Annotated in this window: 8 protein-coding genes and 1 tRNA gene; 6 read left to right on the forward strand and 3 right to left on the reverse strand. The window is 66.1% G+C overall.

What is annotated here, in order from left to right:
* Window positions 1–109 precede the first annotated feature (109 nt).
* The 4 genes from ASE50_RS01235 (at window position 110) to ASE50_RS01250 (ending at window position 6,105) form a co-directional block, all read left to right on the forward strand.
* Window positions 110–2,182: a M3 family metallopeptidase gene (locus ASE50_RS01235; protein WP_235512082.1), complete on the forward strand. Its 2,073-nt coding sequence runs from the start codon at window positions 110–112 to the stop codon at window positions 2,180–2,182.
* A gap of 280 nt (window positions 2,183–2,462) precedes the next feature.
* Window positions 2,463–3,755, forward strand: a complete 1,293-nt coding sequence (locus ASE50_RS01240) for a 3-methyl-2-oxobutanoate dehydrogenase (2-methylpropanoyl-transferring) subunit alpha (protein ID WP_056394607.1) — start codon at window positions 2,463–2,465, stop codon at window positions 3,753–3,755.
* Between the two features lie 10 nt (window positions 3,756–3,765).
* A complete protein-coding gene (locus ASE50_RS01245; protein WP_055997223.1) occupies window positions 3,766–4,770 on the forward strand; it encodes an alpha-ketoacid dehydrogenase subunit beta in 1,005 nt (334 codons plus the stop codon).
* A 6-nt stretch (window positions 4,771–4,776) separates the two neighbouring features.
* Complete coding sequence (locus tag ASE50_RS01250; RefSeq protein WP_055996012.1) at window positions 4,777–6,105, forward strand: dihydrolipoamide acetyltransferase family protein; 1,329 nt, start codon at window positions 4,777–4,779, stop codon at window positions 6,103–6,105.
* 181 nt (window positions 6,106–6,286) lie between these two features.
* On the opposite strand, the gene ASE50_RS01255 is transcribed toward ASE50_RS01250, so the two are convergent.
* Both ASE50_RS01255 and ASE50_RS01260 read right to left on the reverse strand, forming a co-directional pair.
* On the reverse strand, window positions 6,287–8,056 hold the full coding sequence (locus ASE50_RS01255) for a DUF885 domain-containing protein (protein ID WP_056394608.1): 1,770 nt from the start codon (window positions 8,054–8,056) through the stop codon (window positions 6,287–6,289).
* 65 nt (window positions 8,057–8,121) lie between these two features.
* Complete coding sequence (locus ASE50_RS01260) at window positions 8,122–8,841, reverse strand: uracil-DNA glycosylase (RefSeq protein WP_082438710.1); 720 nt, start codon at window positions 8,839–8,841, stop codon at window positions 8,122–8,124.
* 22 nt (window positions 8,842–8,863) lie between these two features.
* Between ASE50_RS01260 and folK the strand changes: the two genes are divergently transcribed.
* Both folK and ASE50_RS01270 read left to right on the forward strand, forming a co-directional pair.
* Window positions 8,864–9,340, forward strand: coding sequence for a 2-amino-4-hydroxy-6-hydroxymethyldihydropteridine diphosphokinase (folK, locus tag ASE50_RS01265; protein ID WP_056394611.1), 477 nt, complete (start codon window positions 8,864–8,866; stop codon window positions 9,338–9,340).
* A gap of 15 nt (window positions 9,341–9,355) precedes the next feature.
* Window positions 9,356–9,431: transfer RNA gene (locus ASE50_RS01270), tRNA-Lys, on the forward strand.
* An 8-nt stretch (window positions 9,432–9,439) separates the two neighbouring features.
* On the opposite strand, the gene ASE50_RS01275 is transcribed toward ASE50_RS01270, so the two are convergent.
* Window positions 9,440–11,890 (reverse strand): TonB-dependent receptor domain-containing protein, encoded by a 2,451-nt coding sequence (locus ASE50_RS01275; RefSeq protein ID WP_056394614.1) that lies wholly within the window; start codon window positions 11,888–11,890, stop codon window positions 9,440–9,442.
* Between the last annotated feature and the right edge of the window lie 155 nt (window positions 11,891–12,045).

Here is a 12,045-nt window from a genome sequence, read left to right on the forward strand (position 1 = left end):
TCTTTCAGTTTGCCGATATTCGATATTTAGGACGGACCTGTTGATGATCGTACGTCTCGGCGCGTTGCTTGCCACGACCGCTTTCGCGCTTCCGGCGAATGGAGCCGCCATGCCGCAAACCCCGACTGCCGCCGCCGCCATCGACGCCACCCCGCTGACCGCGAAATGGAGCGGCCCGTATCAGGGGGTGCCGCCATGGGACAAGGTGACGCCGGCGATGTTTCCGGCCGCCTTCCCGGTGGCGATGGCCGAAATGCGCCGCGAGATCCACGCGATCCGGGACGACAAGCGACCGGCGACGTTCAGGACGGTGATCGAACCGCTGCAACTGGCCGGTGACATGATGGACCGGGTCGGGTCGATGTGGGGCGTCTATACCAGCAACCTCGCGACGAAGGACGTACAGGCGATCGACCGCGAATGGTCGCCCAAACTGTCGGCGTTCAACGACGAACTGTTCCTCGACCCGAAACTGTTCGCCCGGATCAAGGCGGCGTACGACAGCCGCGCCAAACAGAATCTGAACCCCCAGCAATTGCGCCTGCTGGAGCGGACCTATCGCAGCTTCGTCCGGCGCGGCAGCCTGCTGACCGATGCGCAGCGTCAGCAGGTCAGCGGCCTGAACCAGCAACTGTCGGTCGCCTATAACGACTTCAGCCAGAAGGTCCTTGCCGACGAGGAGACGTGGATCGTCGTCGACGATGCACAGCAGTTGGCGGGCCTGCCCGACAGCTTTGTCGCCTCGCTGAAGGCGGCGGCCGACGAACGCGGCCTTGCCGGCAAATGGGCGATCGTGAACACGCGGTCGTCGGTCGCGCCGGTGCTGACCTACGCCACCGACCGGGGTTTACGGGAGAAGGTCTGGCGTGCGTTCACCATGCGCGGCGACAATGGCGGCGCGAACGATACCAAGGCGACGATCGCCACGATCCTGAAGCTGCGGCAGGAGCGGGCGAAACTGCTCGGTTTCCGCAACCACGCCTATCTCCGCATGGACGATACGATGGCGGGCACGCCTGCCAATGCGAAGGCGCTGATGATGCGTGTATGGCCCGCCGCCGTCGCGCGCGTGCGGGAGGAAGTGGCGGACATGCAGGCGCTTGCCGTCAAGGACGGTGCGACCATCACCATCGCGCCATGGGATTATCGCTTCTATGCCGAGAAGGTCCGCAAGGCGAAATACGACCTCGATGAAAGCGAGGTGAAGCCGTATCTGCAACTCGACAACATCCTCGCCGGTGCTTTTTATGCAGCGGGGCGGCTCTACGACCTGAAGTTCACCGAGAATACCGGGCAGATTCCGGTGTTCGAAAAGAATGTCCGGACCTTCGTCGTGACCGACGCGCGGACGGGCAAGAATGTCGGTGTGTTCTATTTCGATGCGTTCGCGCGGTCGGGCAAGCGATCGGGGGCATGGGCGACCCGGTATCGCGGTCAGCAGAAGCTGGGCGGCGAGACCAACGTGCTGGCGTCGAACAACAACAATTTCGTAAAGGGCGCGGCCGGCGAGCCGACGCTCATCAGCCTCGACGATGCGACGACGCTGTTCCACGAATTCGGTCATGCGATCCATTCGCTGTTGCAGGACGTTACCTATCCGGGTCTTGCCGGCACGCCGCGCGACTTCGTCGAATATCCCAGCCAGGTGAACGAAAACTGGTTGCTGACCCGCGACGTGCTCGACCGCTATGCCAAACATTACCAGACCGGCCAGCCGATGCCGCAGGCGCTGGTCGACAAGATCGAGAAGTCGTCGACCTTCAACCAGGGTTTCTCGACGGTCGAGTATCTGTCGTCGGCGATCGTCGACATGGCGTTGCATGATCGCGAGACGCCGGTGACCGACCCGGCGGCGTTCGAGCGCGACACGCTGGCACAGATCGGCATGCCCAAGCAGATCGTGATGCGGCACCGCCTGCCGCAGTTCAATCACCTGTTCTCGTCCGATGCCTATTCGGCGGGCTATTATTCCTATCTGTGGTCGGAAACGATGGACGCCGACACCTGGGCCGCGTTCGAGGCGACCGGCAATGTCTGGGACAAGGCAACGGCGGATCGTTTCCGCAAGACGCTGCTGTCGACCGGCAACGAAACCGACCGCAAGGAAGCCTATCGTGCCTTCCGTGGACGCGACCCGGACGTGACCGCGTTGTTCAAGCGCCGCGGTTTCCCGGTCCAATAAATTCCTCCCCGGCACGGGGAGGGGGACCAGCGACGCTGGTGGAGGGGGGCGTCCGCATACGGACCCGTTGCGCGTGCGGACACCCCCCTCCACCGTCCTGCGGACGACCCCGTCCCGCATGAATGGGGGAGAATTTTCGGTCGCCGCCTCGCCCCATTTCGACGAAAGCATCCGCCGGACCCATCCTCCCTCTCGCCAAGCGCGTTGAAATTATATAACAAGCGCTTGTAACGAGTCTGCGCGACCGAAACCGGCGACGTGGAAGCGACATGGAGAGTGCATGACCGGCGATAGCCGCACGAATCTGCCGCGCCTCGCGCTGCATGTGCCTGAACCCAAATTCCGTCCCGGCGACGCGGTGGACTTCGCCGACGTGGCCGTGCCCGCCGCCGGTGCGCAGCCACGTCCCGATACGACCGCTGCGCCCGACAGCTTCCACGACCTGTCCTACACGCTGGTCCGGGTGCTGGATGCGCAGGGGCAGGCGGTCGGCCCGTGGAACCCGCGCCTCGACCCGGACGTGTTGCGCCGGATGCTGCGCCACATGGCGACGGTCCGCGCCTTTGACGAGCGCATGTTCCGCGCGCAGCGGCAGGGCAAGACCAGCTTCTATATGAAATGCACCGGCGAAGAGGCGATCGCCATCGCCGGCACGATGGCGCTCGACCGCGACGACATGACCTTTCCCAGCTATCGGCAACAGGGCATCCTGATCGCGCGCGATTACTCGATGGTCGAGATGATGAACCAGATCTACTCGAACCGCGGCGACAAGTTACAGGGCAAGCAGTTGCCGATCATGTATTCGTCGAAGGACTATGGCTTCTTCTCGATCTCGGGCAACCTGACGACGCAATATCCACAGGCGGTCGGCTGGGCGATGGCGTCGGCCTCGAAGGGCGATACCCGCATCGCGGCGACGTGGTGCGGGGAGGGGAGCACCGCCGAGGGCGACTTCCACTCCGCACTGACCTTCGCCACCGTCTATCGCGCGCCGGTGATCTTCAATGTCGTCAACAACCAGTGGGCGATCAGCAGCTTTTCGGGGTTCGCGGGGGCGGAGGCGACGACCTTTGCCGCGCGGGCGATCGGCTATGGCATCGCCGGCCTGCGGGTCGACGGCAATGACGCGCTGGCGGTCTATGCCGCGACGGCATGGGCGGCCGAGCGGGCACGGACCAATGCCGGTCCGACGCTGATCGAGCATTTCACCTATCGTGCCGAGGGCCATTCGACCTCCGATGACCCGTCGCAATATCGATCGGCGGGCGAACCGACGGCATGGCCGCTGGGCGATCCCGTCGCGCGGCTGAAGGGGCATTTGATCGCGATCGGCGAGTGGGACGACGAGCGTCACGCGGCAATGGACCGCGACGCCGCCGAACGCGTACGCGCTGCCCAGAAGGAAGCGGAGACGAACGGCATTCTCGGTCACGGCCTGCACCAGCCGCTCGACACGCTGTTCGACGGCGTGTTCGAGGAAATGCCTTGGCACCTGCGCGAGCAGCAGGCGCAGATGATGGCCGAGGAGGAAGCCTCCGGCCGCCCCTGGGCGCGCAAGGAGGGCCACTGACATGGCGCGAATGAACATGATCCAGGCGATCAATTCCGCCATGGACGTCATGATGGATCGCGATCCGAACGTGATCGTGATGGGCGAGGATGTCGGCTATTTCGGCGGGGTGTTCCGCGCGACCGCGGGCCTGCAGAACAAATATGGCAAGACCCGCGTGTTCGACACGCCGATCACCGAATGCGGCATCATCGGCGTCGCGGTCGGCATGGGGGCCTATGGCCTGCGTCCGGTGCCCGAAATCCAGTTCGCCGATTACATTTATCCGGCGCTCGACCAGCTGGTGAGCGAGGCGGCGCGGCTGCGCTATCGCTCGGCGGGCGACTTCATCGCGCCGATCACGGTCCGCTCGCCGTTCGGCGGCGGCATCTTCGGTGGACAGACCCACAGCCAGTCGCCCGAGGGCATCTTCACCCACGTATCGGGCATCAAGACGGTGATCCCGTCGACGCCCTATGATGCCAAGGGGCTGCTGATCGCCGCGATCGAGGACAACGACCCGGTCCTCTTCTTCGAACCCAAGCGCATCTATAACGGCCCCTTCGATGGCAATTGGGACAAGCCGGCGCAGAACTGGTCGAAACACCCGCAAGGCGAGGTACCCGAGGACTATTACCGGATCGAGCTGGGCAAGGCGAAGGTCGTGCGCGAAGGTGGCGACCTGACCATTCTCGCCTATGGCACCATGGTCCATGTCGCGCAGGCGACCGTGGAAGCAGCCGGGATCGACGCCGAAATCCTCGATCTGCGCACGCTGGTGCCGCTCGATATCGAGGCGATCGAGGCGTCTGTGAAGAAGACCGGCCGCTGCATGATCGTGCACGAGGCGACCCGGACGGGCGGCTTCGGTGCCGAACTGTCGGCGCTGGTGCAGGAACGCTGCTTCCACCATCTCGAAGCGCCGATCGAGCGCGTGACCGGCTTCGACACGCCGTATCCGCATAGCCTCGAATGGGCGTATTTCCCGGGGCCGGTCCGCATCGGACAAGCGCTCAAGAAAATCATGCAGGACTGACAAGCCATGGCACGTTTCTCCTTCCGCCTGCCCGATATCGGTGAAGGCATTTCCGAGGCCGAGATCGTCGCATGGCACGTCGCCGTCGGCGACCGTGTCGAGGAAGACGGCCGTCTCGCCGACATGATGACCGACAAGGCGACGGTCGAGATGGAAAGCCCGGTCGCGGGCACCGTCGTCGAACTGGCGGGCGAGCCGGGCGACCAGGTGGCGATCGGCGCGACACTGGTCGTGATCGAGACGGCCGAAGAGGTCGTCCAGCCGGCCGAACCCGAGCGGGTCGAGGCGGAAAATCCGGGTGTGGAGGAGGTTGCAACCTCTCCCCGGAACGGGGAGGGGGACCATGCGCAGCATGGTGGAGGGGGCGCGCCGCTGGACGCAACGCCAGCTGCCGTCCCGCAAGAGGCCACCCCCCTCCACCATCCGGCTACGCCGGACGGTCCCTCTACCCATGAACGGGGAAGAGTTCTGGCCTCACCGGCCGTCCGCGCCCGCGCAGCCGACCTCGGCATCGACCTGTCCGCCGTCCACCATGACGGTCCCCACATCCGCCATGCCGATCTCGACGCGTACCTCCGCTACGGCAGCGCGCAGGGCTATCACACCCCCAACGTATCGCGCGCCCGCCCGGACGAAACCGTCAAGGTCATCGGCATGCGCCGCCGCATCGCCGAGAACATGGCGGCGGCCAAGCGCCACATCCCGCACTTCACCTATGTCGAGGAGATCGACGTCACCGCGCTGGAGGCGATGCGCGGCGACCTGAACATGGCGCGTGGGTCCCGGCCAAAGCTGACCATGCTGCCGCTGCTGATCGTCGCGATCTGCCGCACGCTGTCCGATTTCCCGATGCTCAACGCGCGCTATGACGACGAGGCTGGGGTGGTGACGCGGTTCGGGCGGGTGCATCTGGGCATGGCGGCGCAGACCGATGCCGGGCTGATGGTTCCGGTAATCCGCGACGCGCAGGACCTGAACCCGTGGCAGCTCGCGACCGAGATCGTCCGGCTGGCTGAGGCGGCACGCACCGGCAAGGCGAAGTCGGAGGAACTGTCGGGCGGCACGATCACCGTCACCTCGCTGGGGCCGCTCGGCGGCATCGCGACCACCCCGGTCATCAATCGCCCCGAAGTCGCGATCATCGGCCCGAACCGCATCGTCGAACGCCCGGTGTTCCGCGCGCGCGCCGGTGGCGGCGAGGAAATCGTCAAGGCCAAGCTGATGAACCTGTCGATCAGTTGCGATCACCGCGTCGTCGACGGTCATGACGCCGCCAGCTATGTCCAGGCGTTGAAGCGGCTGATCGAAACGCCGGTACTGCTGTTCGCCGACTGATCGCGGAGGAAGCGGGCAAGGTTGACGATCGCGGCGCACTGATCCTCCCCGGCACGGGGAGGGGAACCAGTGAAGCTGGTGGAGGGGGGCGTCCAAGCAACGCAACCGTTGCGTTGCGTTGCGTGGACGCCCCCTCCACAACCGCTTCGCGGCGGTCCCCCTCCCCGTGCCGGGGAGGACTCTAGGCGATCGGCTCGTCGAACATCAGCGCGCGGACGAACCGCACCGGCGGCGATCCGTGCGAGATCGCGCTATTGTTGTAGCGCATCAGGTCGAACCCGCCGCCCGCGCGCCGTTCGGCCTCGCGGCGCATGTCCATATGCTCGCTATAGCCGACGAAATAGCTGAGCAACTGCGTCGACCCCAGCCGCGCGCGGGTCCATTTGCCGGCAGCCTCACGCTCCTGCTGGAACGCACCTTCCATCATCAGCTTCATCGCCTGTGCTTCGGTCAGCCCCTCGGTATGGATGCCGATGTCGAGCAGCGTGTTGGTGATCGATCGCATCCGCATCTTGAGCACGGTCAGCTTGAACAGCGGATCGCCGTCGAGATAGTCGGCGTCGGCCATCAGCCGTTCGGCATAGACCGCCCAGCCTTCGACGAACGGACCCGACGACAATACCGCGCGCAGCACCGATTTGTTCTCGTTGCTGTGCGCGATCTGAAGATAATGGCCCGGCATCGCCTCATGGATCGACAGGTCGTGGAGCATATAGTCGTTATATTCGCGCAGGAACGAGGTCGTCTGCGCCTCGGTCCAGTCGGCCGGGATCGGCGACACGGCATAGAAGGTGCCGAGATTCTTTTCGAGCGGGCCGGGGCTGTCGCAATAGGCGACGGCGACGCCCTGCTGGAATTTCGGCATCTCGATGATCTGGACCGGGGTGGTCGGGACCCGCACCAGCTTCTTCTCACGCACGAATGCCGTCGCCTGTTCCAGCGTCGCGCGCGCCTTCGACATCACCTGCGACCGGGTCGGGCGGCGGGCGTAGCTCATTTCCAGCGCGGCCTCGATCGCCTTTTGTTGCTGCGCCGGGGTTGGTTTGGCGGGGGTGGCCGGGGCCTTCGGACGGCCGCGCAATACGATGCGCGCCTGTTCGTACATCTCGGCACGGGTGTCGGCGGCGGCGCGGACGGCGCGGGCCTTGATCTCGGTCCGCGACAGCGGCGACAGGAGGGCGAACTTTACCTTCTGATCGTACAGTTCGGGCGACAGGCGGAACTCGCCCTTGGCGGCGGGCACCAGCACCGTATCGAGCCAGCGCTGCTGTTCGGCGGTTGCGGCCTTCAACGTCGCGACGGCGCGATCGAACTTCGCGCGGTCGCCGCGGTTCAGCGTGGTGCGATGCGGCGCGAGCATCGTCTCGACGATCTGCAGGATGCCGTCATTCTGTTTGGCGACGGTGGTGGCGTAGATGGCGGGAACGCGTTCGGGGACGATGCTGGCGCGCATCTGCGCATACATGGCCGGTACCTGCTCCATCCGCCGCGTCGCCGATCGCAGCCGTTGCGGCCACGGCGCGAAATCGCGCGCGGCCAGCGCGTACAGGCCGCCCGAAATGGTCCCGGCCGCCCCCTGCGGGTCCCACGCAAAGGGCTGCAGGACTTCGAGCGTCCACAATTGATAGCGCAGGTCGTTGTCGAGCAGCGCGGCATCGACCTGATCGTCGCGCGACAGCGTGTCGCGGGGAATGGCGTTCAGTTCGAGCAGCGTCGCGCGCAGGAACGCCGCGTCGCGGGCGCGACCGGCGGCGGACAGGTCCTCGACCTCGCTGTCATGGGCGTGATTGCCGAGCGCGGTGGCATAGCCCGGATGCAGCTTCGCCATGCCGTCGAGATAGCGTTTCGACAGCCGCGCGAAATCGCCGGCCGGGCCGCTTTGCGCCAGCGCCGGAAAGCTGCCGGCCAGCGGCGCGAGCGCCATCAGCGCGACGAAATGGCGGCGATCCATGTGGCAATTCCCCCTATATTCTCTGCCGGCCACGCTACCGGGCCGGTGCCGCCGCACAAGCGGATTCAGCGTGCCTCGCGCAGTTCGATCGCGCGGGCGAATACCGCCGCGAACATCTCGGGCGTCAGTCGCCCGGTATTCTGGTTGTAGCGCGAGCAGTGATAGCTATCGATCAGCGTCCGCCCGCCGGGCATGGCATGTTCGGCCAGATGCGCGAACGGCGCCTTGGGCAGGCGACCGCCCAGCACCTTGACCGCCGACTGGTGCGCGATGGCACCCAGCGCGACGACGACGCGCAGCGACGGCATCGCCGCCAGATCGGCGTCGAGGAACGGGCGGCACGTGCGGATTTCCTCCGGGGACGGCTTGTTTTCGGGCGGCAGGCAGCGGACCGCGTTGATGATCGCGATCCCCTTGGGCACCGGCGCGTCCTCGACCCGGCCGGTATAGACGCCCTCGGCCAGACCGGCGGCGATCAGCGTGTCCCAAAACAGCGGCCCCGACCGGTCGCCGGTGAACGGCCGGGCGGTACGGTTGGCACCCTGCAACCCCGGCGCGAGGCCGATGATCGCCAGCCACGGATCGGGATCGGCCAGCACTGGCACCGGCGCGTTCCACCATGTCGGATGTTCGACGCGCAGCGTTTCGCGCAGCGCTACGAGGCGCGGGCAGCGCGGACAGTCGCGCGACGGCTCGGCAGCGGACGGCTCGGCGGCGGGCGCGGCTTCGAGCTGGTCATGGGCGGCGGCGTCGGGGTCGAGCGGGGCGGGGGTGGTGATTTCCATGTCCGCGCGATAGGCGCGGGCGATGACGACCTCAACCTATGCGATTGCGATCGGATCGAACCGGCGGGGGCGGCATGGCGGTCCGGCCGCGACGATCCGCGCGGCGATCGCGGCGCTGAAGGGGGTAAGCGCGGTCGCGCCGATCATCGGCAGCGCGCCGCTGGGGCCGTCGCTGCGACGCTATGCCAACACGGCGGTGCTCATCGACAGCGATCTGTCGCCAGCGGCGCTGCTGATCCGGTTGAAGGCGATCGAGCAGGCGTTCGGGCGGCGGCGCGGGCGGCGCTGGGGATCGCGCGTCCTCGACCTCGACATCGTCCTGTGGTCGGGGGGATGCTGGTCGGGGCCGGGGCTGACCGTGCCGCATATCAGCTTTCGCGAGCGCGACTTCGTGCTCGGTCCGCTCGTCCGGATCGCGGGCGACTGGCGCGATCCGGTGAGCGGACGGACGGTGCGGCACCTCCATCATCTGGTTGACCGCGCCCGTCCGCGAGATTAGGGGACGTCGCTTCGTGGGCCCGTAGCTCAGTTGGTAGAGCAACGGACTTTTAATCTGTAGGTCTCGGGTTCGAATCCCGACGGGCTCACCACCGCACCTTCAGAAATCGAACCGTGCCGTGGCTGAAATGGCGCGGCCGTTGAGCAGGCGTCCGCGCACGATGCCGCTGGTCGGGATGCGGTCCTCGTCGATGCCGGTCAGCGCCACCACGTCGAACAGGTTGGTGGCGTTCAGCGACAGCAGCAGCCGGTCGGTCGCATGGACCTGTGCAAAGGCGTTGGTGGTGACATAGCCCGGCATCTTCAGCAGGTTGACGTCCTGCGCGAAGCTGTCGGTGGTGCCGATCAACACCGCACCCACCGCGAACCGGTCGGTGCTGATCTGCGGCGTCGCCTGAAAGATCAGGCTGGCCTGGTGGCGCGGCTTGTTGCCGTTGACGGTCGGATCGACCCGGTCGCGGACGATGGTGGCGTCGGTATAGGTCGCGCCGCCGTTCAGGCTGAACAGCCCCATGCGGAACCCGCCTTCGAATTCCAGACCCTTCGCATTGTAATCGCGGGCGATCACCGCCCCGGTCGAGGTGTTGATGTTCGAATCCTGCGCATCGACATGGAAGCCGGTCAGGTTCAGCGTCAGGTTCGGCTGGCGGTATTTCACGCCGATCTCGGCCTGCTTGACCGGGTCGTAGGCGGCGGACGGAATGGCGAGCCGGCCGGTCGCATTGTCGATGACCGAACCGAAGGTGATGCGGTCGGCATTTGCCCGCGCGCCATGGCTGTAGCGGGCGAACACCGCCAGCGGCTCGGCGATGCGGAAGTTCACGCCGGTCGAATAGGACAGGTAGCGATAGGTATAATCGACCAGCCCCGGTGCCGTCGGGGTCACGCCGACCCGATGTTCGGGCGCGGAGATCACGCCGTCGCCATCGATATCGCGGGCAACCTGTCCGACCCGGCCACCGCCCAGTTCGACGCCGAACACCTGCCCCTTCGCACTGCCGACGTCGTAGCGCAGGCTGCCGCCGACCGACACGCGGCCGATCTTGTAATTGGCCGAGGCGAACGGCGCGTTGACGCTGTAGTTCAGGCGCAGGGTACGGCGCTGCGTGCCCGACAACGGGTTATGGGCATAGATGCCGCCCGCCGTGCGCGCCACGCCGGCGCTGGTGAAGACGTCGAGCAGCTCGGCATCGCCGCCGCCCTTCACCTCGGTGATCGCCGTGCCGTACAGGATCGAGGTGTCGATCGCCTGCCGCGCGGCATAGAAGCCGGCGGTGGTGGTCAGATCGCCGTCGCCGACCTTCCACACGCGGCTGGCGCGCAGGTCGTTGGTGACGTTGCCGACATCGGCCTGCCGCCGGTCGCGGATATTGTAGATGCCGATCAGCCCGTTGCCGTTGAGCGCGGTCGGATCGGCGATCGACGTGCCGGCGTTCGCGCCGCTGGCGTAGCGGAAGCTGCCGCCGGTCGCGCCGAGCCGGGCGAGGGCCGCCGCCGGCGTCAGGTACAGTGCGGTGAACGGACCGACCAGCCCGCCGCTGCGGCTCGACACGCGGAAGCGGTCGATGACCGTCCAGTCGCCGAGCGTCACCGCGGTTTCTACACCGAAAGCGAGTTGGCGGACGTGCTGGCCCTTGCGGATATCCTCGACGATCGGCTGGTTGCGTTCGTCGAGCACGACGAAGGATTGCAGCGCGCGGGTCGACAGCGTGTCGCGGGTCGGATCGAAGCCGGCGACGGCGCGCAGTTCGGGGTCGTCGTTGCTGCCCGAAATGCTCAGTGGCACCGAATCATAGGATGGCGAGCGGTCGTCGAGATATTTGCCGTACAGCCGGATATAGCCGCCGGTGAATTCGCGGGTGACGTTCGCCTTGATCTGGCCGCCGCGCTGCCCGTCGAAACCGATGCGGCGCACACCCTCGCCCTGACGATAGAAGCCACCGATATGAAAGCGGGTATTGGCGTCGATCCGGCGGCCATAGTCGAAATCGGCACGATACTGGTCGAAATCGAGTCCGGCGCTGAGTGCCACTGCGCCGCCATCGCGTTCGCCGGTTTTCGAGATGAAGTTGATGATGCCGCCCGGCGCGTTCGAGGCGAAGGTCGATGCGGAGCCGCCGCGGATCGCCTCTACCTGCGCGAGGTTCAGGTCGACGCGCAGTGCGGTGTCGGCGCTGGCCCCGACGATGTCGCCGAACTCCATCACCGGCAGGCCGTCTTCCTGCAACTGGATGAATTTCGCGCCCGAAGACGATAGCGGCAGGCCGCGAATGGTGATGTTCGAGATGCCCTCGCCGGTCGGTGCTTCGGCCAGCACACCTGGAATGTCGCGCAGCAGTTCGCCGATCGAACGCGGTGCCAGCTTGGCGATCTCGGCTTCGCGCAGGACGCTGGTCGAGGTCGCGCTGTCGAGTCGGTCGCGGCCCTTGGCAACGCCGGTCGTCACGGTATCCGCACCCGCCGGTTGCTGCGGCGGCTCCGTCGAAAGCGCCGGTGCCGCGGCCAATACCCATGCCATTGCCGTCGTCGACAGACCCAGACCCATCTTCATCCTCCCCGCAATTATCGTTGATGCGATCTGGCAGGATTTATTTGTCGTTTGGTTAAGAGCGTAATCAATGGAAAGACCGGTGGTCGAAAATCGATGACGACGACCCTGCCTGGTCTTTGCGGAACAGTTCATCGTCGCGTTAGGCGCTTGTTAGC

The organism is Sphingomonas sp. Leaf5 (genome assembly GCF_001421155.1).
Taxonomy (GTDB): domain Bacteria; phylum Pseudomonadota; class Alphaproteobacteria; order Sphingomonadales; family Sphingomonadaceae; genus Sphingomonas.